This window comes from Paractinoplanes atraurantiacus, assembly GCF_900215205.1.
In the GTDB taxonomy this organism is placed as follows: domain Bacteria; phylum Actinomycetota; class Actinomycetes; order Mycobacteriales; family Micromonosporaceae; genus Actinoplanes; species Actinoplanes atraurantiacus.
The window spans coordinates 69,381-93,136 of record NZ_OBDY01000017.1; the positions used below are offsets into that span (position 1 = coordinate 69,381).

General features: G+C 71.0%; 22 protein-coding genes. 18 read left to right on the plus strand and 4 right to left on the minus strand.

What is annotated here, in order from left to right; translation table 11 throughout:
* Positions 1 to 906 precede the first annotated feature (906 nt).
* From CRP55_RS31130 to CRP55_RS31160, 7 genes are all read left to right on the plus strand, one after another.
* Positions 907 to 1,578, plus strand: a complete 672-nt coding sequence (locus CRP55_RS31130) for a hypothetical protein (RefSeq protein WP_097324539.1) — start codon at positions 907 to 909, stop codon at positions 1,576 to 1,578.
* Positions 1,579 to 1,653: 75 nt separating this feature from the next.
* Positions 1,654 to 2,103, plus strand: coding sequence for a DUF948 domain-containing protein (locus tag CRP55_RS31135; protein WP_097324541.1), 450 nt, complete (start codon positions 1,654 to 1,656; stop codon positions 2,101 to 2,103).
* Between the two features lie 31 nt (positions 2,104 to 2,134).
* Complete coding sequence (locus CRP55_RS31140; RefSeq protein ID WP_097324543.1) at positions 2,135 to 2,401, plus strand: hypothetical protein; 267 nt, start codon at positions 2,135 to 2,137, stop codon at positions 2,399 to 2,401.
* Positions 2,398 to 5,082 (plus strand): alanine--tRNA ligase, encoded by a 2,685-nt coding sequence (gene alaS, locus CRP55_RS31145; RefSeq protein WP_097324545.1) that lies wholly within the window; start codon positions 2,398 to 2,400, stop codon positions 5,080 to 5,082. The genes CRP55_RS31140 and alaS overlap by 4 nt, the downstream gene beginning before the upstream one ends.
* Positions 5,083 to 5,106: 24 nt before the next feature.
* Positions 5,107 to 5,565, plus strand: coding sequence for a Holliday junction resolvase RuvX (gene ruvX / locus CRP55_RS31150; protein ID WP_097324548.1), 459 nt, complete (start codon positions 5,107 to 5,109; stop codon positions 5,563 to 5,565).
* On the plus strand, positions 5,562 to 6,755 hold the full coding sequence (mltG, locus tag CRP55_RS31155; protein ID WP_097324552.1) for an endolytic transglycosylase MltG: 1,194 nt from the start codon (positions 5,562 to 5,564) through the stop codon (positions 6,753 to 6,755). Before ruvX ends, mltG begins: the two co-directional genes overlap by 4 nt.
* An 11-nt stretch (positions 6,756 to 6,766) precedes the next feature.
* Positions 6,767 to 7,597, plus strand: a complete 831-nt coding sequence (locus CRP55_RS31160) for a shikimate dehydrogenase (RefSeq protein WP_097324556.1) — start codon at positions 6,767 to 6,769, stop codon at positions 7,595 to 7,597.
* An 18-nt stretch (positions 7,598 to 7,615) separates the two neighbouring features.
* Here the strand turns inward: CRP55_RS31160 and CRP55_RS53350 are convergent, their stop codons facing one another.
* Positions 7,616 to 8,146 carry a hypothetical protein gene (locus CRP55_RS53350; protein ID WP_097324560.1) on the minus strand — a complete coding sequence of 177 codons (531 nt, stop codon included), beginning with the start codon at positions 8,144 to 8,146 and terminating at the stop codon, positions 7,616 to 7,618.
* Positions 8,147 to 8,292: 146 nt separating this feature from the next.
* On the opposite strand from CRP55_RS53350, the gene CRP55_RS31170 reads away from it, so the two are divergent.
* The 3 genes from CRP55_RS31170 to CRP55_RS31180 all read left to right on the plus strand — a co-directional run bounded on the left by CRP55_RS31170 (position 8,293) and on the right by CRP55_RS31180 (position 12,094).
* A complete protein-coding gene (locus tag CRP55_RS31170; protein WP_179855402.1) occupies positions 8,293 to 8,841 on the plus strand; it encodes an RNA polymerase sigma factor in 549 nt (182 codons plus the stop codon).
* A 1,568-nt stretch (positions 8,842 to 10,409) separates the two neighbouring features.
* Complete coding sequence (aroC, locus tag CRP55_RS31175; protein WP_097324566.1) at positions 10,410 to 11,588, plus strand: chorismate synthase; 1,179 nt, start codon at positions 10,410 to 10,412, stop codon at positions 11,586 to 11,588.
* Positions 11,588 to 12,094, plus strand: coding sequence for a shikimate kinase (locus CRP55_RS31180; RefSeq protein WP_097324569.1), 507 nt, complete (start codon positions 11,588 to 11,590; stop codon positions 12,092 to 12,094). Before aroC ends, CRP55_RS31180 begins: the two co-directional genes overlap by 1 nt.
* Here CRP55_RS31180 and CRP55_RS31185 read toward each other — a convergent pair.
* Together CRP55_RS31185 and CRP55_RS31190 are read right to left on the minus strand one after the other, a co-directional pair.
* Entirely contained in the window at positions 12,081 to 15,317 is a 3,237-nt protein-coding gene (locus CRP55_RS31185) for an NACHT domain-containing protein (protein ID WP_143235019.1), read from the minus strand. The two genes, CRP55_RS31180 and CRP55_RS31185, sit on opposite strands and share 14 nt — an antisense overlap.
* Positions 15,318 to 15,331: 14 nt before the next feature.
* Positions 15,332 to 16,009 carry a Clp protease N-terminal domain-containing protein gene (locus tag CRP55_RS31190; protein ID WP_097324576.1) on the minus strand — a complete coding sequence of 226 codons (678 nt, stop codon included), beginning with the start codon at positions 16,007 to 16,009 and terminating at the stop codon, positions 15,332 to 15,334.
* Between the two features lie 109 nt (positions 16,010 to 16,118).
* On the opposite strand from CRP55_RS31190, the gene aroB reads away from it, so the two are divergent.
* Genes aroB through nusB form a run of 4 tightly spaced genes read left to right on the plus strand, consistent with a single transcriptional unit; the run spans position 16,119 to position 18,648 of the window.
* Complete coding sequence (gene aroB, locus CRP55_RS31195; protein WP_097324579.1) at positions 16,119 to 17,165, plus strand: 3-dehydroquinate synthase; 1,047 nt, start codon at positions 16,119 to 16,121, stop codon at positions 17,163 to 17,165.
* Positions 17,162 to 17,590, plus strand: coding sequence for a type II 3-dehydroquinate dehydratase (gene aroQ, locus CRP55_RS31200; RefSeq protein ID WP_097324583.1), 429 nt, complete (start codon positions 17,162 to 17,164; stop codon positions 17,588 to 17,590). Before aroB ends, aroQ begins: the two co-directional genes overlap by 4 nt.
* Positions 17,591 to 17,650: 60 nt before the next feature.
* The gene (gene efp, locus CRP55_RS31205; RefSeq protein ID WP_097324586.1) at positions 17,651 to 18,208 is read left to right on the plus strand and encodes an elongation factor P; all 558 of its coding nucleotides are present in this window, start codon (positions 17,651 to 17,653) and stop codon (positions 18,206 to 18,208) included.
* Between the two features lie 2 nt (positions 18,209 to 18,210).
* Positions 18,211 to 18,648 (plus strand): transcription antitermination factor NusB, encoded by a 438-nt coding sequence (gene nusB, locus CRP55_RS31210; RefSeq protein WP_097324589.1) that lies wholly within the window; start codon positions 18,211 to 18,213, stop codon positions 18,646 to 18,648.
* Positions 18,649 to 19,135: 487 nt separating this feature from the next.
* Here the strand turns inward: nusB and bldD are convergent, their stop codons facing one another.
* Complete coding sequence (gene bldD, locus CRP55_RS31215) at positions 19,136 to 19,624, minus strand: transcriptional regulator BldD (RefSeq protein ID WP_020517563.1); 489 nt, start codon at positions 19,622 to 19,624, stop codon at positions 19,136 to 19,138.
* 289 nt (positions 19,625 to 19,913) lie between these two features.
* Between bldD and pyrR the strand changes: the two genes are divergently transcribed.
* Genes pyrR through carA form a run of 4 tightly spaced genes read left to right on the plus strand, consistent with a single transcriptional unit; the run spans position 19,914 to position 23,756 of the window.
* Positions 19,914 to 20,474, plus strand: coding sequence for a bifunctional pyr operon transcriptional regulator/uracil phosphoribosyltransferase PyrR (pyrR, locus tag CRP55_RS31220; protein ID WP_097324591.1), 561 nt, complete (start codon positions 19,914 to 19,916; stop codon positions 20,472 to 20,474).
* Complete coding sequence (locus tag CRP55_RS31225) at positions 20,471 to 21,394, plus strand: aspartate carbamoyltransferase catalytic subunit (protein ID WP_097324596.1); 924 nt, start codon at positions 20,471 to 20,473, stop codon at positions 21,392 to 21,394. Before pyrR ends, CRP55_RS31225 begins: the two co-directional genes overlap by 4 nt.
* Positions 21,391 to 22,653 carry a dihydroorotase gene (locus CRP55_RS31230; protein WP_097324599.1) on the plus strand — a complete coding sequence of 421 codons (1,263 nt, stop codon included), beginning with the start codon at positions 21,391 to 21,393 and terminating at the stop codon, positions 22,651 to 22,653. Before CRP55_RS31225 ends, CRP55_RS31230 begins: the two co-directional genes overlap by 4 nt.
* Positions 22,650 to 23,756, plus strand: coding sequence for a glutamine-hydrolyzing carbamoyl-phosphate synthase small subunit (gene carA / locus CRP55_RS31235; protein WP_097324602.1), 1,107 nt, complete (start codon positions 22,650 to 22,652; stop codon positions 23,754 to 23,756). Before CRP55_RS31230 ends, carA begins: the two co-directional genes overlap by 4 nt.

A 23,756-nucleotide genomic window follows, 5' to 3' on the forward strand; every position in this document is an offset into this window, starting at 1 on the left:
GACTTCGGATCCGGGCCGCTTCCTGGTCGGCACGGGCAGGACGGTGACTTCGGGTCCGGGCCTCTTCCGGGAGCGGCCGGGCGGCATGGGCAGGACGGGGACGACGACTTCGGGACCGGGCGGCGCAGCCGTCATGGGCAGGAGGACTTCGACCCTGAGGCTTCGGGTGAGCTGCCGCGTGGGCGCGGTGGGCGTGGGCCTGGTGAGCGCAGCCTGTCGCCAGGGCGCAAGCTCGGGCCGGGTGGTGGCTCAGGAGCATTCGCCGGCGGCGCGGCGGCCGGTGCCGCATCAGTGGGCCGGCCAGGTGGCCCCGTGCCGCGGGGTGGGCCGGCGGCCGGCTCCGCCTCGGTCGGCGGGCCGAAAACGGGTTCCGCCCCTGTGGGCGGTCCGGCGACCGGCGCTGCCTCGGTAGGCGGCCCGGGCGCGGCCCCTCGCGGCGGCCCGGCAGCGGGTTCAGCATCCGTGGGTGGCCCGGCGACTGGCGCTGCCTCGGTGGGTGGCCCGGCGACTGGTGGTTCCTCGGTGGGCGGCCCCGCGACTGGTGGTTCCTCGGTGGGCGGCCCCGCGACTGGCGCTGCCTCGGTAGGCGGCCCGGCGACCGGCGCCGCGCCGGTGGGCGGCCCGGCAGCGGGTTCGGCTTCCGTCGGAGGGCGGGCGTCCGCATCGGTGGGTGCCGCGTCTGTGGGTGCCGCGTCTGTGGGTGCCGCGTCTGTGGGGGCTGCGTCCGTGGGGGCCGCCTCCGTGGGGGCTGCTTCTGTGGGGGCGGCGCGCGTGGGCGGCGCCCCTTCCGACGTGCGGGCCGGGGCTCCGGGCGTACGTCAGACGGGTGAAGATGGAGCGCCGCAAGGCGCGAGAGTCAGTCCGGTTGTCGGTGCTCGGGCTGGGGCGGCCAAGGCCGCTGGGGTCGTGACGGCCGACGAGGACGACGGTGACGACGCCAAGGGCGGGTTCCTCGAGAAGCTGCGGACCCAGCGGCGCCTTCGGGTGGTGACTCTGGTCTCTCTGGCCGCCGTCGTGCTTCTTGTGCTGCCCGCCTTCTTCGGGCTCCGGGCCGCCGGCAACGATCCGGTCTTCGGGTCGCTGAACGCGCTCGACGTTCCGTCCTGGGCGGCGGAGAAGGTGGACGATCAGAGCAGCGGCAGCCGCTGGTGCTTCATGGACTGCACCTTCCGGGAGCGGATCGCCCAGTCGGCCAAGCCGTTCCAGGAGACCACCCAGGCCTACACCGCCGCGCTGAGCGCCGCCGGCTGGCAGCCGTGGAAGGTCGCCGAGTGTCCTGAGCAGCCCGTCGGCAAGGACGACGGCACGTACAGCTGCTGGAAGCGAGACGAGTTCACTTTGGACCTGTGGGTGCGGCTGCCCGAATGCCAGGTGGACCAGGTCGCCGCTCAGGAGACGGGCACCGAGCCGGTCGATCCGAAGAACTGCACCGGGTCAACGGTGAGCATCAAGGTGCAGAACGCGATCGCCGACACCCGGGGCGAGCCGGAAGTGCAGGAGAGCCCGCTCGTGGGCGAGACGCCGGACCCGGTTCTGTCGAATGATCCGCTCTTGGAGCCGACACCCTCGGCGTCGTGACGCGGCCCGCGGTCACGGACGGTAGGGTCTGCTCGTTGACTCGCCACCCGTGACCACGTAAGGGAGAAGCGCCTCATGGACGCCGGAGAAATCGCAGGCCTGATCGCGGCGGGCGCCTTCTTGATGCTCGTCATCGTGCTGGCCGTGCCGATCCTCAAGCTGGGCCGCACCGTCGACGCCGCCACCCGGGCGATCAATGACCTGACCGACCGGACCGGGCCGCTGCTCGGTGACGTCAACGACACGGTGCGTAACGTGAACTCGGCGCTCGGCCAGGTCCAGGTCTCTTTGGACGGTGTCAACGTCCAGCTGGCCAAGGTCGACACGATCACCGAGCACGCCGCGCACGTGACCGCCAATGTGGCCAACCTGTCCACGGTCGTCGCCGCGGCCGCCGCGAACCCGCTCGTCAAGGTGGCCTCGTTCGGGTACGGCCTGCGCAAGGCCGCCGCCGCGCGCCGCCGGGCCGACGAGGACCGCGCCGTGCGTACCGAGCTCAAGACCCGCCGCAAGGCCAACCGCTGAAGCCCGTCCCACCCACTCGGAGGAAAAAGCCATGAAGCGCCTGCTCTGGCTGGGCGTCGGCTTGGCCGTCGGCGCCATCGTCGTTCGCAAGCTCACGCAGAAGGCGAACGAGTACACCCCGTCCGGCATCGCCACCTCGCTGTCGCAATCCGCTGGCGGCCTGGTCGAGTCGATGCGTAGCTTCGTGGATGACGTCCGCGAAGGCATGGCCGAGCGGGAGCAGCAGATCCACCAGGCGTTCGCCGAGGGTGAGCTGTACGAGGACGAGCCGGACGAGGCTCAGGAGGGGAACCGATGAAGACGGCGGAGATCAAGCGGCGCTATCTGGCGCATTTCGAGGCCAACGGGCACACGGTCGTGCCGAGTGCCCCGCTGCCGGCCATCGACGACCCGAACCTGCTGTTCATCAACGCCGGCATGGTCCAGTTCGTGCCGTACTTCCTGGGCCAGCAGACGCCCGCGTTCAAGCGCGCGGTGTCGGTGCAGAAATGCATCCGGACGCCGGACATCGACGAGGTCGGCAAGACGTCCCGGCACGGCACGTTCTTCCAGATGAACGGCAACTTCTCGTTCGGCGACTACTTCAAAGAGGGCGCGATCAAGCTCGCCTGGGAGCTGTCGACGAAGTCGCAGGCCGAGGGCGGCTACGGGCTCGACCCCGAGCGCATCTGGCCGACGGTCTACCACGACGACGACGAGGCGTTCTCGTTGTGGCGCCAGATCGGCGTGCCTGAAAAGAGAATTGTCCGCCGGGGCAAGAAGGACAACTACTGGTCGATGGGCATCCCGGGTCCGGCCGGCCCCTGCTCCGAGCTCTTTTATGACCGGGGTCCGGAGTACGGCAACGACGGCGGCCCCGAGGTCGACGAGGACCGGTTCATGGAGTACTGGAACCTGGTCTTCATGCAGTACGAGATCACCGATGTGAAGTCGAAGACCGACTTCACGATCGTCTCCGAGCTGCCGAACAAGAACATCGACACCGGCATGGGCCTGGAGCGGATCGCCTCGATCCTGCAGGGCGTCGACAACCTGTACGAGATCGACGAGGTCCGCCCGATCCTGGCGCGCGCGGCCGAGATGACCGGCAAGCGCTACGGCGCCCACTCCGGTCACGTCGCGGGCGAGTCGCACCCCGATGACGTGCGCCTGCGGGTGATCGCCGACCACGTCCGTACGGCCCTGATGTTGATCGGTGATGGGGTCACCCCGTCGAACGAGGGCCGGGGCTACGTGCTGCGGCGCATCATGCGGCGGGCGATCCGGGCGATCCGCCTGCTGGGCTGGCAGGAGCGGGCGCTGCCCGAGCTGCTGCCGATCGCGCGGGACTGCATGGCGCCGTCGTACCCGGAGCTCGAGAAGGACTTCGAGCGGATCTCCACGTACGCGTACGCGGAGGAGGACGCGTTCCTGTCCACCCTGCGCGCGGGCACGACGATCCTGGACACCCACATCGCCGAGACGCGTAAATCGGGACAAAACGCGCTCAGTGGCGCTCAGGCGTTCCAGCTCCACGACACGTACGGCTTCCCCATCGATCTGACCCTGGAGATCGCGCAGGAGCAGGGTCTGGACGTCGACCAGGACGGCTTCCGGCGTCTGATGGCCGACCAGCGGGCCCGCGCGAAGGCGGACGCGGCGGCGCGCAAGACCGGCCACGCCGACCTGTCGGCGTACCGCAACGCGCTCGACGCCGGCGGCCCGGTCGAGTTCACGGGATATCAGGAGGTCTCCCGCGAGTCGCGGGTCCGCTCGATCATCGGTGGCGGCGGCTCGGTCGAGGTGGCCGGCGAGGGTGAGTTCGTCGAGCTGGTCCTCGACACGACCCCGTTCTACGCCGAGGGCGGTGGCCAGCAGGCCGACACCGGCATCATCAACGTCGGCGGCGGGCGGGTCGAGGTCGTCGACGTGCAGCAGCCCATCCCCGGCCTCATCGTGCACAAGGCCAGGATCATCCAGGGCGAGGTCCGTACGGGCGAGACGGGTTTCGCCGAGATCGACGTGACCCGCCGCAAGGCGATCTCGCGCTCGCACACCGCGACCCACCTGGTCCACCAGACCATGCGGGCGTTCCTCGGCGAGTCGGCGACCCAGGCCGGTTCGCTGAACGCGCCAGGCCGGCTGCGCTTCGACTTCAACACGCCCGGGGCCGTCTCGCCCGCGGTGCTGCACGACGTCGAGCAGCAGGTCAACGAGGTGCTGCTGCGTGACCTCGAGGTCCACTGGTTCCTCACCTCACAGGAGGAAGCGCGCCGGCTGGGCGCGATGGCGCTGTTCGGTGAGAAGTACGGCGATGAGGTCCGTGTGGTTGAAGTGGGCGACTATGCGCGTGAGCTCTGTGGTGGCACGCACGTCGACCGCTCGGGCCAGCTGGGCCTGGTGAAGATCCTCAACGAGCAGTCGATCGGTTCCGGTGTACGCCGGGTGGAGGCGCTCGTCGGCATCGACGCGTTCGGCTTCCTGGCCAAGGAGCACCTGCTGGTCTCGCGGCTCGCGGAGCTGTTCCGGGTGCCCGGCGACCAGGTCGCCGACCGGGTCGAGCAGACCGTGACGGCGCTGCGCGACGCCGAGAAGGAGCTCGAGAAGCTGCGGGCGCAGATGGTGCTGGGCGGTGCTTCGACGCTCGCGTCGCAGGCCAAGGACCTGCGCGGTGTGGCGTACGTCGGCACGGAGGCTCCCGAGGGCGCGGCCGGCAACGACGTGCGTACGCTGGCTCAGGAGATCCGCGGCAAGATCGACGCGGCTCGTCCCGCGGTCGTCGCGGTGGCGGCCCGGTCGAACGGCAAGGCGTCGCTGATCGTGGCGCTGAACAGCGCGGCCAAGGGCCGTGGCCTGTCGGCGGCGGATCTGGTCAAGGGCGCCCTGTCCGGCCGGGGTGGCGGAAACGCCGACCTCGCGCAGGGTGGCGGTCTCCCGGCCGACCAGGTTCCGGCGCTGCTCGCGGCCGTGGAAAAGGCGGTGGGTGACACCGCTTCGTAGTCGACAAATACGGGGAGTGGTCAGGTGAGCGCACTGTCGCGGGGTAGGCGGCTGGGCGTCGATGTCGGTAAGGTGCGCGTCGGGGTCGCGATCAGCGACCCTGACGGGATCCTGGCCACCCCCCTGGTCACGGTGCCCCGTGACATGGGCGCGGCAGACGATGCCGTGCCCGCTGACATTGCTGAGCTTGTCCGTCTCGTGGGGGAACACGAGGTGGTGCAGATCGTGGTGGGGCTCCCGGTTCGCCTGAACGGGGCCGAGGGACCTGCCGCCATCGACATTCGTGCGTACGCTGGGCGACTGGTGGAGGCGGTCGGTAGTGTGCCGGTCGTCCTGGCGGACGAGAGGATGTCGACCGTGGTCGCGACCCGCAGGCTCGCCGAGCGAGGCGTACGCGGCAAACGGCAGCGGGCAGTCGTCGACCAGGCGGCCGCGGTGGAGATCCTGCAGGGCTGGCTGGAAGCTCAGCGGAGGCAGAGATGATCGACGAGCTGGACCTCGCGTTCGACGAGAACGCCGAAAAAGGGAGACCCCGACATCGCCGGGGCTCTCGAGGCGGGAAGAAAAGCGGCGGTAAGTCCGGTGTCGCCTTTTTGATGGCCTTCGTCCTGCTCGCCGTCCTCGGTGGCGGCGTCTGGTTCGGCTACACCAAGGTCAAGGACTTCTTCGTCGCCGCCGACTACGACGGCGCCGGCGGCGCGGCCGTGCAGATCGACATCGCCAAGAACTCGACGCTCACCGACATCGGCAACGTCCTGGTCGACAAGGACGTCGTCAAGAGCACCAAGGCCTTCGTGAACGCGGCGGACGCGAACCCCAAGGGCAAGAACATCCAGTCGGGCACGTACAACATGAAGAAGCAGATGTCGGCCGAGAACGCCGTCACCCTGCTGCTCGACCCCAAATCGCGCGTCTCCAAGGGCGTCACCATCCCCGAGGGCAAGACCGCCAACCAGGTGTACGACATCCTGGCCAAGGCGACCGGCAAAAAGGTCGACGATTTCAAGGCGGCCGCCAAGGATCCCGAAGCGCTCGGCGTGCAGGACTTCTGGTTCAACCGCAGCAACAACGTGAAGGCGACGAAGTCGATCGAGGGCTTCCTGTTCCCCGACACGTACGAGTTCGACCCCAAGGCGTCGGCCGCTGACATGCTGACGACGATGGTCAGCCACTTCAACACGGTGGCCGAGGAGACGGGCTTCGTCGACAAGTCGCAGAGCGCCCGCAACCTGACACCGAACGAGGTGCTGACCGTGGCGTCGCTCGCGCAGGCCGAGGCGGGCAACAAGGACGACCTGGGCAAGGTCGCGCGTGTCGCGTACAACCGCCTTTACGTCGGCACACCCGAGATCGCCTGCGGCTGCCTCGAGTTCGACGTCGGCATCAACTACTACTACCAGCTCACCGGCCGGCCGACGAAGCCGTCCGGCAAGATGACGACCGCCGAGCTGAACGACCCGAAGAACCCGTACCGCCTGCACGGCAAGAAGGGCCTGACCCCGACGCCGATCAACAACCCGGGCAAGGCGGCCATGGAGGCGGCGCTGAATCCGCCGAAGGGCGACTATTTCTTCTTCGTGGCGATCGACAAGCAGGGCCATTCGGCCTTCGCGAAGACGTACGCCGAGCACCAGAAGAACATCGACAAGGCCAAGAAGGCCGGCGTCCTCTAGGGTCTTTAGCCGTGCAACGACCACGCCGGGCCGCCGTCTGCGGCAAGCCGATCGCCCATTCGCTCTCGCCGGTCATCCACACGGCGGGCTTCCAGGCGGCCGGCCTGACGAACTGGCGGTACACGTCGTTCGAGGTCGACGAGCTCGGGCTGCCCGAGCTCGTCGACTCCCTCGGTCCGGAGTGGGCGGGCCTGTCGCTGACCATGCCGCTGAAGGAGACAGCGCTTCGCCTGGCGGCGGAGGCGTCGCCGCTCGCGGTGGCGACGGGTGCGGCAAACACTCTCGTACGGCGTGAGGACGGCTCCTGGTACGCGGACAACACCGACGCGACCGGCATGATCCGGGTGCTCCGTGAGGCGGGGGCCGTGGCCCCGCGGTCGCTGACGGTGCTCGGCGGCGGAGGCACGGCCCGGGCGGCGCTCGCGGCGGCGGCGTCGCTGGGGGTGCCCGAGGTGGCGGTGGTGACCCGGCGGTCTTCGGCACAGCTCGAGCTGGCGCCCGCGGCGGAGGCTTTGGGTGTACGGCTGGTGGGGCGCGCCTGGGAGGACGCGGCGGCGGCCTTGACGGCGGACGCGGTGATCTCGACGGTCCCCAAGGGCGCGGCCGACCATTTGGCGATCGAGGCGGAGTGGCGGCCGGGCACGGTGCTGTTCGACGCGATCTACGACCCGTGGCCGACCCCGCTGGCGGCTTCGGCCGTGGCCCGCGGCCTCGCGGTGATCTCGGGGCTCGACCTGCTGCTGGCCCAGGCGTACTCGCAGTTCACGCAGTTCACAAAGGTCTCGCCGGCGCCCGAGACCGCTATGCGGGAGGCGCTTTTCACGGCCGCGGCGGCCCGCTGACGGCTCATGTGCCGCAGGTCACAGTGAAACCGCCAACCTTTTCCCGGCTCGCGCGTCCTCCCAGGCGACAGTGCACCGACTGACAGTGCTGGAGCTTGAGATGCGCAGATCCACCCGGGCCTTCGCGGTCGCCGCCGGAGCCGTGGCCGTCGTCGCCATCGGCGGGGTGGCCGCCGCCGCGGCCTTCGCCGACGACGCGACCCCCGCCCCGGCCCCGACGACATCACCGACCGCCGCGACCTCACCGGCGGGACCGGCCCCCTCCGCGTCCGCCCCCGGGCCGACGACCTCGGCCTCCGCCGGAAAGGCGACCGCTGCGCCGGCCCCCTCAGCCTCCACGAAGGCGACCGCTGCGCCCGCCCTCTCGGCTTCCGCAAAGGCGACCGTTGCGCCGACCCCGGAAAAGGCGACCACCGCAGTGCCGGCTTCGCCCGCGTCGGGCCGGAAGCCCACTGCTGTGCCGGCTTCGCCCGCGTCCGGCCAGAAAACCACCGCGAAGGCGACTTCGTCCGAGTCCGGGTGGAAGCCCGCCGCGGGGCCGGTCTCCACCGCACCGGCTCCTGCCGCAACGGGACGGAAGCCGGCCCGGGCCGCTTCCTGAGGTCTCGCGCGCCGGCCTCGTCGGCCGGCGCGCGACCGGTCCGCCCGCCCCACCTACCCACACCGCGAGGCCCTTTGTGATCTTCGTGCTGCCGATGCCCAGGTCGCTGCTGCGCTGGCGGCGAGGGGCCGCCGCCGGCCCGGTGGTGGCGGCGCCCGCCGCGCCCGCGATCGACGATCTGTATCGGGAGCGCCGCCTGCCGCTGGTCCGGCTGGCCGTGCTCATGGTCGACGACCTGCACACGGCCGAGGACATCGTCCAGGACGTCTTCACCCGCCTGTACCGCCGTCACGGCACCGGCCTGGACGCCGTCACCGACCCGGAGGCGTACCTCGTCTCCGCCGTCATGAACGCGGCCAGATCGGCCCTGCGCCGCCGCCGCATCGCCCGGGCCTACCTGCCGCCACGCCCGGCCCCGGCCCCCGCCGCCGAGGACGAGGCCCTGCTCGGAACGGCCGACGGCGACGTGATCCGGGCCTTGAGCCGGCTCACCATCCGCCAGCGCCAGGTCATCGTCCTGCGCTACTGGTCCGGCCTCTCCGAACGGGAGATCGCCGGCACCCTGCGAATCACCACGGGCACCGTCAAGTCGACCGCACACCGCGCGCTGACCCTGCTCCGAGCCCAGCTGGAGGAGAGATGACCGAAGCCGACCTGGAACGGCGCCTCCGCGAGGCCCTGTCCGCCCGAGCCGCCGCCGTGACAACCCAGGACCTGCGCCCCACCCCGGCTCCGTCCCGCCACCGATCAGCGGCCGCCCGCTGGTGGCTGCCCCTGACCGCCGGAATCGCCGCCGCCGCGGTATCGATCGTCGCCTTCGCCCTGCTCAGGCCGGCAAACCCAGACCCCGCACCGCCGGCCTCACCGGCAGTCCCCGCCTCACCGGCTTCACCCGCTTCCTCGACGATCCCCGCTTCGCCGACCTCTACCGCCATCCCCGCTTCACCGACCGCCCCGGCCTCGGCGAGCGGATCCGCATCGCCCACCTCGCCACCGGAAACCCCATCAACCGTCACCTCGCCCGGTCCTTCCATCTCATCGTCCAAGCCCGAGTCGACCCCTACCGCGTCCCATGGAAAGGCACCCGCCACGCCCGAAGGAAAACGGATGGTTGGTCCTATTTCGCGCTGAAAGGGCGGACAAAGTAGACGCGGATGGTTGAGGCCATTCCGCGCTGAAAGGGGCGGACTGGGGCACCCGGGCGGTTGGCTCGGTCCGGGGGCGGCGTGGGCCAGGTGGGCGGTTGCTCTCGGCTGGGGCGGAGCGGGAGACCCGGCGCGGTTGGGCTCGGTCTGCGGTGGAGGGGGCGAAGCGGGGGGACCCGGCGGTTGGGTTCGGTCCGCGCTGGAAGGCGTGGCGGCGGGGACGCGAGCGGTTGGGTTCGGTCCGCGCTGGAAGGGCCGGGAGTTGGGGACGCGGGCAGTTGGGCCAGTTCTGCGCGGCAAGGGCGGCGGTGGTGACGCGGCGGTTCGGCTCGGTCCGCGCTGGAAGGGCCGGGAGTTGGGGACGCGGGCAGTTGGGCCAGTTCTGCGCGGCAAGGGCGGCGGTGGTGACGCGGGTGGTTGGGCACGGTCCGCGCTGGCGGGGGCGGGAGTGGAGCACCCGGGCGATTTGGCGTATTTCGCGCCGGAGGGGCGCGGCCGGGGAACGCGGACCGTCGAGGCCGCTGTGCCGGAAGGGGCGGCCGCGGCTGGGGAACCCGCACCGTCGAGCCTGCTCTGTGCGCCGGAAGAGGCGGAGTGGGAGCCGGACCGTGCGCCCGGTCTGTGCCGGAAGGAGCGAGGCGGCTGTGGCGGGAGCGCGGACCGTGGAGCTCGGTTTGTGCTGGAAGGGGCGGAGGCTGCTGCGGCTTGGGGAAGCGTGGAACGTCGAGCCCCGTTCGCGTTGGAGGGGTGGGGGAGTGCGGACCGTGGAGCCCGGTTCGCAGGGGCGGAGCTGACGGCGGCCGGAGGCGCAGACCGATGGGGCTGGTCCGTGCTGAGTTGCCGTGAGAGGCCCTCCGCGGGTGCCGGCCGCGCAAGAAGGAAGCGGACCGTTGAACCAAAGGGCCGGCCGTGGGCCGTTGGGGCGGGCGTGCGGGCTGGTGAGGAGCGGTCTGCGGCGTTCCGGTTGGGGGCGGGCGCGCCATGGTTGAGGGGTCTGGGCAGTCCGGCTGGCGGGACGCGGGTGGGTGCGCCGGGAGGGCGCGGCGGGGCGTGGGAGAATTCTGGGGTGTTGCGCTGGCTTACCGCAGGTGAATCGCATGGACCGGCGCTCGTTGCGCTTCTCGAAGGCGTTCCGGCCGGGGTGGAAGTGACGAGTGCGGAGATCGGGCGCGATCTCGCGCGCCGGCGTCTGGGTTACGGGCGTGGCGCCCGGATGCAGTTCGAGCAGGATGAGATCGAGATCATCGGTGGCATCCGGCATGGGCTGACGCTCGGTTCGCCGGTGGCCATCCGGGTCGGTAACTCCGAGTGGCCCAAGTGGCAGACCGTCATGGCGGCCGACCCGGTCGACCCGGAGGAGTTGGCCTCGCAGGCCCGGAACGCTCCTTTGACGCGGCCCCGGCCGGGGCACGCCGATCTCGCCGGTATGCAGAAGTACGGGCACACCGATGCCCGGCCGATTCTCGAGCGGGCCAGTGCCCGCGAGACCGCGGCCCGCGTGGCCGTCGGTGTCGTGGCCAAGGCGCTGATCAAGCAGGCTCTGGGCATCGAGATCGTGTCGCATGTGATCGAGCTCGGGTCGGTGGCGGCCAAGGTCGGGCTCATCCCGACGCCGGAGGACGCCGGCCGCATCGACGCCGATCCGCTGCGCTGCCTCGACCCCGAGGCCAGCGCGCGCATGGTGGCCGAGGTCGACGCGGCCAAGAAGGACGCGGACACGCTCGGCGGCATCGTCGAGGTGCTGGCCTACGGTGTGCCGCCGGGCCTGGGCACCCATGTGCAGTGGGACCGCAAGCTCGACGCCCGTCTCGCGGCCGCGCTCATGTCGATCCAGTCCGTCAAGGGTGTGGAGATCGGCGACGGGTTCACGCAGGCCCGGTCGCGTGGTTCCGTCGCCCACGACGAGATCATCCCGACTGCGGACGGGGTGCGCCGGGTGACCGACCGGGCCGGTGGGCTCGAGGGCGGCATCACCAACGGCGAGCCGCTGCGGGTGCGGGCCGCGCTCAAGCCGATCTCGTCGCTCAACCGGGCGCTGCAGACGGTCGACGTGGTCACCGGAGAGCCGGCCACCGCCATCAACCAGCGGTCCGACGTCTGTGCCGTGCCGGCCGGCGGTGTGGTCGCCGAGGCCATGGTGGCGCTGACGCTGGCCGAGGCCGCCGTCGAGAAGTTCGGTGGCGACTCGGTGGCCGAGATCCGCCGCAACCTGGCCAGCTACCTGGAAAGCCTGGTCATCCGCTGATGGCGCCGCGGGCCGTGTTCGTGGGCGCGCCGGGCGCCGGCAAGTCGACCATCGGCGCCGCCGTGGCGGCGCTGTTGGAGACGGAGTTCGCCGACGCCGACACGATCATCGAGGAGCGGGCCGGCAAGCCCATCCCGGAGATCTTCATCGACGACGGTGAGGAGGCGTTCCGCGCGCTGGAGCGCCAGGTCATCGCCGAGACGCTGGGGAGCTTCGACGGGGTGCTGGCGCTCGGCGGCGGTGCCGTCCTGCACGACGGCACGCGCAAGCTGCTCACCGAGCACACTGTGGTCTACCTGTCGGTCGAGCTGAGCGACGCGGTCAAGCGGGTCGGCCTGGGCGCGGGGCGCCCGCTGCTCAACCTGAACCCGCGGGCGACGCTCAAGTTCCTTCTCGATCAAAGGCGTCCGTTGTACGCCGAGGTCGCCACCCACACGGTGCCGACCGACGGCCGTGAGCCGCACGAGATCGCGGCCGAGGTGGCGGGGCTGCTCAGGGCAGCCTGATCCGCACGGCCGGGGGCAGGCCCTTCCGGCCGGTGATCCGGTTGCGTTTGGAGAAGGCGATCTCCAGCGGGCCGCCGTGCCAGTCGAGGAACGGCGACAGGTCGATCGTGCGGCCCGTCGGGAGCCAGATGCCGATCTCGGTGAGCTGACTCAGACGTACGACCGGGGTCAGATCCACAGCGTCGTCCATGCTCAGCCACAGCATGCGCAGGCGCGGCGGCGGCCGCAGCGTCTGCAGCGCCGGCGACGTGGGGTCGCGGAGCACCAGGTATTCGACCTGCGGCAGGTCACCGGCGAAGGCGATGTCGGTCCACTCGGCGCCGGAGAGGGTCAGCACCCGCAGCCGCGGGAAGGCCTCGGCGAGCCGGGCCGGGTCGTCGGCGGTCAGGGTGCCGTGGCCGAGTTCGAGATGGCCCAGGGCGCTCGGCGGTCCGAAGTCCGCGATCGGCGCCCCTTCGAGGCCCAGCTCCTCCAGCGCGGGCATCGTGGTGAGGGCGGAGACGTCGGCCGGCTCCGGTCCGAGCCGGACGTGCAGGCTGCGCAGCCCGGTCAGGCCGGCGACCGCGGCGACCGCGTCCGGGTGCAGGGCCGCGCCGTCCGAGACGGCGAACGTCCGCAAGCCGGCCAGACCCTCCACATCTCGGCGGGTGACCGCGTCGCCGTTCCACAGGTGCAGCTCGCGCAGGCCGGGATAACGGTCGAGGAGATGCAGGTTGCGGTGGCCGCGGCCGACCAGGAACAGGTCGGTGAGGGCGGGCGCGGGCGCGAGGTCGGCCACGTCGACCGGGCGGTCGAACCGGGCCCGGAGGGTGCGCAGGTGGCGCAGATGCCGGGTGGCGCCGAGCAGCGTGGGCTCGGTGATGGTGACGCTGCCGTCGTCGAGGGGCGCCTCGGCCAGCACCCGGGTCGCGTACTCGGCGGGGTCGAAGGCGCGCCAGGCGTCGATCAGGAGCGTCTGCACCTTCGGGCGCGGGTCGGCGGCGTAGCCGGCCAGCATCGAGAGCGCGGCCGGGCTGTTGACCAAGGTCACCGTGTCGATGACGGCGGCCGCCTGCGACTCGGTGAGTCCGTCCAGACAGCGGGGCAATCGCGAAAGGATCGGCTCGCCGATCATCGCCAGTGAGCGGGCCTCCGACTCGCGGCGCGGCGGCAGCAGGGTGTCGAGGCGGCCGAGGATCTCCCCGATCAGGCTGGGCGGCTCCAGCGCGGGCATCGTCTCCAGGCAGGCCGTGGCCAGCAGGATCAGGGCCCGCCGATAACGCGGCTCGGTGTCGGCCCGGCGCAGCAGGCCCTCGATCAGCTCGGTGCGCATGGGCGCGTTGCCGTGCCCGGCCGCCATCACGATGATCTCGCGCCACGTGTCGAGGTGAGCCTGGCCGGCCAGCATGCCGCCCATGTTCTGCTCGGCCGCCTCGTGGGCGGCCAGATATTCGCCGAAGGTGCGGTGGACGAAGTCGACCCGGCCGCCGGCCGGCTCCCGGAGCACGCCGCTGCGCTCGATCAGGTGATCGAGGACCGGGCCGGGCTCGGCGTGCACGCGCGGCATGGCGGCGAGCCGCCGGGCCAGGTACGCCTCCGCCTCCGTACGGGAAAGCTCGGATCTGTTGTTGAGAGACAACCGCCAGGCCAGGTCCTGGAGAAGTTGGAGGCGCTCGCGGGCGGTCATGTCGGGCAGGGCGGACGGCACGCCGCGCTCGGTGTCCCGGCGGTGCAGCAGCATGTCGACCGCGGCCTGATAGACGCCCATCCGATCGGGTGGCAGGTGGGCCTCACGGTCGAGGTTGAGGGCGCACAGCATGGCGGCCAGCAGCGGGTTGCCGGCCAGACGGTAGAGGTGGCGGTTGGCGGCCAGCCGGGTCAGCAGCGACCGCTCGTACCGGGGCAGCTCGGCCGGCGGGCACGGCAGGGACGGCGAGTCACGGGCGGCCCGGTGCCACTGGCCGATCAGGGCGCGGACGTCGGCCGGGGAGAGCCGTTCCAAGGTGAGGGAGTCGAACCCGTCCAACCGCCCCACCGCCACCCTTGAATCGTGAGCGGCGGGCGGCCGTGAGGTGACGACGACGATTGATGGGGGGTACGTGTCGAGCAGGTCCCGCAGCCAGGTGCGCACCCGGGGGCGGCGGTCGGCCGGCAGTTCGTCGACGCCGTCGATCAGCAGCAGGGCGCGGCCCTCGGCGAGCTGCCGGTGCGCCCAGCCCGGCGGCATCGTGCCGGCGATCGGATCGGCCACACCGGTCAGGAACTGCTCGGGCGCGGGGAGGGCCGACGGCCAGCTCCGCAACTTGATCAGGAACGGGACGCGGCCGTTCCAGTCGGTGAGCGGGCCGGTGAAGCCGCCGCGGGCGGCGGTCACGGCCAGCCAGCGCAGGAGTGTGGACTTGCCGGCGCCGGCCTCGCCGCGGATCAGGGTGCGCCGGCGTTTGGCCAGGGCCTGTTCAACGCGCTCGGCGCCGGTGTTGTCGGGGCGGGAGTGCCGCAGCAGGGCCGGCTCCCAGTGGGGCTTGCCGGTGGGGCGGTCGCCGGTGACGGCGAGGCTGATGTAGGCGACGCTCAGTGTGGTGCGGGGGCGGAACTGGGTCTCGACGCCGACGAGCTCGAGGACGTTGAGTTTGGCGGTCAGCACATCGGCGTAAGAGCGAAGGAAGTCGGCCGGAACCGGACCGCCCACCGCGAGATGGCGCAGGGCCTCCGACATCGTCCGGGTGAGCTCGGTCAGCCGGGACAGCGTCTCGACGGCGGCGCGGTGGCCGAACGGGGCCGTCCGCACGACGAACTGGGTGAAGCAGCGGCTGCAATCGTCGAGCGCGACGTCGTACAGCCGCTGACCGAGCTCGGAGAGGCCGGCCGGCGGCGCGCTCCGCCGCAGGTGGGCGGCGAGGCGTACGGGGTCGAGGTCGGTCGCGAAGAGCGCGTCGTCGGTGAGATCGGCCCGGCGGAACGTGTCGGCGACGGCGTCCAGGGCGGCGACGGCCTCGTGCGGCGGCAGCGCGGCGAAACGGGTCGTGACCAGCGGTCCGAGCCGTTCGGCGACCTCGTCGACGACCGCCTCGATCTGGCGCTCGCCGCGGCGTCGGGTGAACTCGTCCTTCGCGGTCTGCTGGAGCAGGTCGGCCAGCGGCAGGGTGCGCTCGCGGGTCTGCCGCCGGCCGCTCAGCCAGCGCGTGAACAGGGGCGTGACGACGGCACGGCCCACATTGAGCAGTGCGGTCTCGACTCCCGTCACGTGGCGGACTGTACTCAGCCCACGCGACTTTCCAAGCGTTCGATGCGTTCGATCAGAGGAGCGAGCACCGCGGCCAGCGTCTCGCTCGGGCGAGCGTTGTTCGCGCGCAGGTGGGCGTATCCGGCGAGGGCCGCGCTGACCGCGCGGCGGGTGGCCCGGGCGTCGGCGCCGCGGGCGCGCAGGGTCTCGCCGGCGGCGCCGTCGGGCTCGGCGGCCAGGGCGATGAGCAGGTGCTCGCAGCCGACGTAGTTGTGGCCGAGGCCGATCGCCTCGCCGACGGCCAGTTCCAGGGCGATGGCGGCCGACCGGCTGAAGCGCGGGCCGGTGGCGTCGCTGGTCGGCTCGGCCGTGGTGGGCGCGGTCAGCGTGGTGGGCGGGATGTCCATCGCGGTGAGGATCTGCAAGGCCAGGTTGTCGCCCTCGGCCAGGATGCCGTGCAGCAGGGCGCCGCTGGTCACGGGCTCCCCGCGCTGGGCCGCCAGCCCCAGGACGGTGACCAGGCGGGCGGTGAAGCTGGGGAGGCGCTCGGCCAGGGCGGCCGGGTCGAGGTCGTGGGCGGTGGCGTCGCGGATGGCGGCGACCCGCTGGACGGCCTGTTCGAGGGCGCGCTGGCAGATCGCCGAGACGGGGATGCCGCTCTCGCGGACGGCGTCGGCGAGATCGTCGGGCAGGTACACGTTGATTTTCGGCATGGCTCATGTGTAACCCGTCTGGGGGTAGAAAGATATAACCCCATTCCGGGTGGTGGAACGGGCGCCATGGGGTGCGTCCCCCACGCGGCACGGGTCTAGGGTTTGCGCCGTGGTGACACGAATTCAGGTGGCCGGTGACCGTCCGTACGAGGTGCTTGTCGGCCGGGAGCTGTCGGGCGAGCTGCCGTCGCTGATCGGCGGGGCCGCGCGGGCCGCGGTCCTCTTCTCGGCCCCGCTGCGCGCGCGGGCGGAGCTGATCGCCGCCGCGACGGGTGTGAAAACGCTGCTCATCGAGGTGCCCGACGCCGAGGCGGGCAAGACCGTCGAGGTCGCGGCGCGATGCTGGGACGAGCTCGGCGCCAACAACTTCACCCGCACCGACGTGGTGATCGGCGTCGGTGGGGGAGCGGTCACCGACCTGGCCGGCTTCGTGGCCGCGAGCTGGCTGCGCGGGGTGCCGTGGGTGCCGTGCTCGACGTCGTTGCTCGGCATGGTCGACGCGGCCGTGGGCGGCAAGACCGGCGTCAACATCGCGGCCGGCAAGAACCTGGTCGGCGCGTTCCACCCGCCGGCCGGCGTGCTGTGCGATCTCGACTCGCTGGCCACGCTGCCCGCCGACGACCTGACGGCCGGGCTGGCCGAGGTGATCAAGTGCGGCTTCATCGCCGACCCGGCCATCCTCGACCTGATCGAGAAGGGCGATCTCGGCGACGACGTGCTGCGGGAGCTGGTCGAGCGGGCCATCCGGGTCAAGGCCGAGGTCGTCGGCGTCGACCTCAAGGAGTCGGGGCTGCGCGAGATCCTCAACTACGGGCACACGCTCGGGCACGCGATCGAGAAGCGCGAGCGGTACACCTGGAAGCACGGGCACGCGGTGGCGGTCGGCCTGATCTTCGCGGCCGAGCTCGCCCGGCTGGCCGGGCGTCTCGACGACGAGACCGCGCGGCGGCACCGGGCGGCGCTGGAGAGGGTCGGGCTGCCGACCTCGTACGCGGCGGACGCGTGGCCCGAGCTGCTGAGCGCCATGCGGGTCGACAAGAAGACGCGGGCCGCCACGCTGCGGTTCGTGGTGCTCGACGGCCTGGCCCAGCCGGGCATCCTGAGCGGTCCGGACGAGAGCCTGCTCGAGCGGGCGTACGCGGAGGTGGCGCGATGATCTACGTGCTGAACGGGCCCAATCTGGGACGGCTGGGCACAAGAGAGCCTTCGGTGTACGGCCACACGACGTACCCCGATCTCGAGAAGCTCTGCCTGGAGACCGCCGAGCGGCTCGGCGTGCGGGTGGAGGTGCGCCAGACCGACGCCGAGTTCGAGATGATCCGCTGGCTGCACCAGGCGGCCGACGAGGGCGCCGACGTGGTGCTCAACCCGGCCGGGTGGTCGCACTACAACATCGCGGTCCGGGACGCGGCGGCCCAGCTGGGCGGGCGGCTCGTCGAGGTGCACATCTCGAACATTCATACACGCGAGGAATTCAGGCATCATTCGGTCATCTCGGCCGTCGCCACCGGAGTCGTGGCGGGTCTGGGTGTCGATGGTTACCGGCTCGCGCTCGAGCACCTGGCCCGATTCGCAGGTTAGACGCGTCCGCCGGTAAACTCGGTCGGTCACCGACAGCTTCCATAGAAATCAAGGCAGGGCATGGCTTCCACGAACGACCTGAAGAACGGCCTGGTGCTCAACCTCGACGGCGGCCTCTGGTCCGTGGTGGAGTTCCAGCACGTCAAGCCGGGTAAGGGTGGGGCGTTCGTGCGCACCACGCTGAAGAACGTGCTGTCCGGCAAGGTGGTCGACAAGACGTTCAACGCCGGCACCAAGGTCGAGACCGCCACGGTCGACAAGCGCACGATGCAGTACCTCTACCAGGACGGCGAAGACTTCGTCTTCATGGACCTCGACACCTACGAGCAGATCACCGTGGCCGGCGCCACGGTCGGCGAGAACGCCAACTACCTGCTCCCCGAGGCCGAGGCGACGGTCGCGACGCACGAGGGCGTGCCGCTCTACATCGAGCTGCCGACCAGCGTGTTCCTCGAGGTCACCTACACCGAGCCGGGCCTGCAGGGCGACCGCTCGACCGGCGGCACCAAGCCGGCGACGGTCGAGACCGGCGCCACGGTGAACGTTCCGCTGTTCATCACCACCGGCGAGAAGATCAAGGTCGACACCCGCGACGGCCGTTACCTCGGTCGTTCCTGATCATGGCTGATGCCCCTCGCTCGACGCAGACGCCGGCTCGTCGCAAGGCCCGCAAGCGGGCCCTGGACGTGCTCTACGAGGCCGATCTGCGCGATCTCCCGCCGCGGGAGGTCCTCGCGACCTACCTCGAGCGCATCGCCAAGCCCCACCCGGACCACCTGGAATACTCGATCGGCCTGGTCGAGGGTGTGGCCGAGCACCTCGACCGGATCGACGAGCTGATCGCCAGCTACGCCGAGGGCTGGACCCTCGAGCGCATGCCGGTCGTCGACCGCAACCTGGCCCGGATCGCCGTCTACGAGCTGCTCTTCGTCCCCGAGATCGACGACCCGGTCGCGATCTCCGAGGCGGTCGAGCTGGCCAAGACGATGTCCACCGACGACAGCCCGCGCTTCCTCAACGGCATCCTCGGCCGCATCGCCGAGTTCGCCACGCGCTGAGCGCTTTCCGGCCCCGAGCTCTGAAGGAGCTCGGGGCTTTTCGCTGCCCTGATTCCTCGATCTACTGGCTTGATCAAACCGGTCGACATCACTCCGCGTGGCGATCACCACGTGGCGTGACCAGCTTTGCGGCGGTTTGACACCCACGGTGAGCAGCCGATCACGTGCCCTTGCGATCTCCTCGCGCGAAAGACGCGCTATGGCCCCGCGTGGCAGGCGGTCGCGTGGCGCCTCCGGGGCGGCGTTTTCTGCGGTTGGGGGAGCCGGCGAGGCGTACCTCTGCGGTTGAAGGGCGCGAAAAAGCCCGCGTGACAGGACGCGGGCTTTTCAGCGTGTGTGGACCCGGGGCCGGCGGGAGGCGGGGGGCCTGGCCGGCGGCGAGTCGATGGGGGAAGGGGGATGTGGCCGATGGGGAGATCGGCGTTGTGTTTCGCCTGGTGGGGAAACTCGGCCTCGGCGGAGGCCGGAACGTTTCAGTTGGCGAAAATCAGCTGGCGAAGAAGGCGCGCGGGTCGGCCACGAGAACGCCCTGCTCGGTGAGGCGCTCGATGAGGCCCGAGGGGGAGATGTCGTAGACGATGGCGAGCGCCCGCAGGTCGTCGGCGCGGATGGAGAGGACGCGGCCGTTGTAGTCGCCGCGCTGCTGCTGGATCGCACGGGCGTACCGCGCGACGTAGGCGAGGTCCTCGCCGGTGGTGTCGTACAGCTTCTCGAGGTCCAACACGATCTTGTTGGTGGCCTCGAGGCGGACACCGCTGCCGTCGGGCAGCAGCTCCGACACGGGAACGCGGTAGAAGTCGGCCAGCTCGGCGAGACGCGAGACGGTGACCGCGCGGTCGCCACGCTCGTACGATCCCACCACGACGGCCTTCCAGCGGCCGTTCGACTTCTCCTCCACGCCCTGCAGGGACAGGCCCTGCTGCTGGCGGATGGAACGCAGGCGGGCGCCCAACGACTTGGCGTACTCAGACGGCATTCGGAACACTCCCACTGTGCATGCCGCGGAGGGTTCTTCCTCCGCGATCGCTACGCAGCGTGACGGTACGGAGTTTGCGACTTCCGGTCAAGTGTCGGTTACCGATGAGTCGTGTGGCCCACGGTAGATCTGTCTGATTAGTCCGTCTGATGTGACCGTCAGCCACGTCACCATGGTCATCGCCGCGCGCACTGGTAACGTAGCGTCAGCCCGTTCGGTGACCCCCTCCGGGGGCCACCATGAACTTCCTTTAACGACCCGTCCCGTGAGGCGGGGAAGGAGGTCCGCCGTGGCGCAGCCACGTGCCGACACGCCCAGCAAGATCATTTTGAGCGCGTCCGACCTGCACCGGGTCGTCGACCGTGTCGCTCATCAGATCCTGGAGAAGACGTCCGGCGCCACCGGCACCGTTCTTCTCGGGATTCCCACCCGCGGCGTGCCGCTGGCCCACCGCCTGGCCGCCCGCATTCACGCGTTCGAGGGCATCGACGTGCCCGTCGGATCGCTCGACATCACCCTCTACCGCGACGACCTGCGGCTGCACGCCACCCGCGCGCTCGGCAAGACCGAGCTGCCCGGCGGCGGCATCGACGGCCTGCGGGTCATCCTCGTCGACGACGTGCTGTTCAGCGGCCGCACGGTCCGCGCCGCCCTGGACGCCCTGAACGACGAGGGCCGCCCCAGCTCGGTGCAGCTCGCGGTGCTGGTCGACCGGGGCCACCGGCAGCTGCCGATCCGCGCCGACTACGTCGGCAAGAACATTCCGACCGCGCTCTCGGAGAGCGTCCGCGTCTCACTGACCGAGACGGACGGGCTCGACGAGGTACGACTGACGGGGAGTGAGAAGTGATCAAGCATCTCCGTTCGGCCGCCGATCTCGACGCGGCCACCGCCACCCTGATCCTGGACACCGCGGGCGAGATGGCCGCCCTGGCCGGCCGCGAGGTCAAGAAACTGCCGACGCTGCGCGGCCGCACCGTGGTCAACCTCTTCTACGAGGACTCGACACGCACCCGCATCTCGTTCGAGGCGGCGGCCAAGCGCCTCTCGGCCGACGTCATCAACTTCTCGGCCAAGGGCTCCAGCGTCTCCAAGGGCGAGAGCCTCAAGGACACCGCGCTGACCCTGCAGGCCATGGGCGCCGACGCGGTCGTCATCCGGCACCCCGCGTCGGGCGCGCCGCACCGGCTGGCCCAGTGGGTCGACGGGTCGGTGGTCAACGCCGGCGACGGCACGCACGAGCACCCCACCCAGGCGCTGCTGGACGCGTACACGATGCGCTCCCGTCTCGGGAAGCTCGACGGGCTGAACGTCGCCATCGTGGGTGACGTGCTTCACAGTCGTGTCGCGCGATCAAACCTTCTGCTGCTCACGACCCTGGGCGCTTCCGTGACCCTGGTCGGGCCGCCGACGCTGATCCCGCTGGACGTCGCGGCCGCGCTGTCGCCCTCGGCAAAAGTGTCGTACGACCTCGATAGCGTCCTGCCCGACATGGACGTCGTGATGATGCTTCGCGTGCAGACCGAGCGCATGCAGGACTCGTACTTCCCGTCCGCGCGGGAATACAGCCGGCGCTACGGTCTCGACCTCGCGCGCATGCGCAAGATGCCCGAGCACGCGATCGTCATGCACCCCGGCCCGATGAACCGGGGCATGGAGATCACGCCCGAGGTGGCCGACTCCTCCCGATCCACCATCGTCGAACAGGTCGCCAACGGGGTCAGCGCCCGCATGGCCGTCCTTTATCTGCTGCTTGGGGGCAAGGCGTGAGCTCGTTCGTTCTTCGTGGGGTCTCGGTACTCGGTGGGGCGCCCACCGACCTGTTCATCCGCGACGGCGTGATCTCGTCGGAGGCGCCTGACGCGGAGATCATCGACGCCGCCGGCCTGGTCGCGCTGCCGGGCCTGGTCGACCTGCACACCCACCTGCGCGAGCCGGGCCGCGAGGACGCCGAGACGGTCGAGACCGGCTCCCGGGCGGCCGCGCTCGGCGGCTACACGGCGGTCTTCGCGATGGCCAACACCTCGCCGGTGGCCGACACCGCGGGCGTGGTCGAGCAGGTCTGGCGGCTGGGCCGCGAGGCCGGCCTGGTCGACGTGCAGCCGATCGGCGCCGTCACCGTCGGGCTGGCCGGCAAGCAGCTGGCCGAGCTGGGCGCGATGGCCACCTCGGCCGCCGGGGTGCGCATCTTCTCCGACGACGGCTTCTGTGTCGCCGACCCGCGCCTCATGCGCCGCGCCCTGGAATACGTGAAGGCGTTCGACGGCATCATCGCCCAGCACGCCGAGGAGCCCCGGCTCACCGAGGGCGCCCAGATGCACGAGGGCGAGGTCAGCACCCGCCTCGGTCTCACCGGCTGGCCCGCGGTCGCCGAGGAGGCGATCATCGCCCGCGACGTGCTGCTGGCCGAGCACGTGGGCAGCCGCCTGCACGTCTGCCACGTCTCCACCGCCGGCTCGGTCGAGGTGCTCCGGCAGGCCAAGGCCCGCGGCGTCCGCGTCACGGCCGAGGTCACGCCGCACCACCTGTTGCTCACCGACGAGCTGGCCGCGTCCTACGACCCGGTCTTCAAGGTCAACCCCCCATTGCGTACGGCCTCAGACGTGCACGCCCTGCGCGAAGCGCTGATCGAGGGTGTCATCGATGTGGTCGCGACCGACCACGCGCCGCACGCGGTGGAGGACAAGGAGTGCGAGTGGGCGTACGCCCGGCCCGGCATGGTGGGGCTGGAGACGGCGCTGCCGGTCGTGCTCTCGGTGCTGGGCGAGCGTTGGGAGCTGATCGCCGACCGCATGTCCCGCACCCCCGCCAAGATCGCGGGCCTCACCGGCCACGGCACCGACCTGGCGGTCGGCAGCCCGGCCAACCTCACGCTGGTGGACCCGTCCGCCCGCCGGGTCGTCGACCCGGCCGAGCTGGCGAGCCGCAGCCGCAACACACCGTACGCGGGCACCACCCTGCCGGGTCGCATCGTGGCGACGTTCCTCCGGGGAGTTCCTACGGTCCTCGATGGGAAGGCTGTTAAGTGACAAAAGCGATTTTGGTCCTGGAAGACGGACGGACCTTCTCCGGTACGGCATACGGCGCTGTCGGGGAGACGTTCGGCGAGGCCGTCTTCACGACCGGCATGACGGGATATCAGGAGACGCTGACCGACCCCTCGTACCACAAGCAGGTCGTCGTTCAGACCGCGCCGCAGATCGGCAACACGGGCGTCAACGAGGAGGACGACGAGTCCTCTCGCATCTGGGTCGCCGGCTATGTCGTGCGCGACCCGGCCCGCCGGCCCTCCAACTGGCGCTCCACCGGTGACCTCGGCGAGCGCCTGGCCGCCGAGGGGATCGTCGGGATCAGCGGCGTCGACACCCGGGCCCTGACCCGCCACCTGCGCTCGCGCGGCGCGATGCGAGTCGGCATCTCCTCGGTCGACCTCGACCCGCAGTCGCTGCTGGCGCGTGTCCAGGCTCAGCCGCAGATGGTCGGCGCCGACCTCTCGGCCGAGGTCTCCACACCGTCCCGCTACACCGTCGACTCGGTTGGCGAGCACCGCTACACGGTGGCCGCGCTCGACCTGGGCATCAAGCGCAACGTCACCCGGCGCCTGGCCTCGCGCGGAGTGACCACTCACGTCTTCCCGGCCTCCGCGACCATCGATGACCTGCTCGCGGTCAGCCCCGACGCGGTGTTCTTCTCGCCCGGCCCGGGTGACCCGGCCACGGCGGACGGGCCGGTCGCGCTGGCCCGCGAGGTCATGCGCCGCGAGAAGCCGCTGTTCGGCATCTGCTTCGGTTCGCAGATCCTCGGCCGGGCGCTCGGCTTCGGCACGTACAAGCTGGGCTACGGCCACCGCGGCATCAACCAGCCGGTGCTCGACAAGACCACCGGCAAGGTCGAGGTGACCAGCCACAACCACGGCTTCGCGGTCGACGCCCCGCTGAACAAGGTGATCGACACCGACTTCGGCGCCGTCGAGGTGTCGCACGTGTGCCTCAACGACGACGTGGTCGAGGGCCTGCGGGGCATCGAGGTCCCCGCGTTCACCGTCCAGTACCACCCCGAGGCCGCTGCCGGCCCGCACGACGCCGACTACCTGTTCGACCGGTTCGTCGAGCTCGTGGAAAAGAAGGGCTGA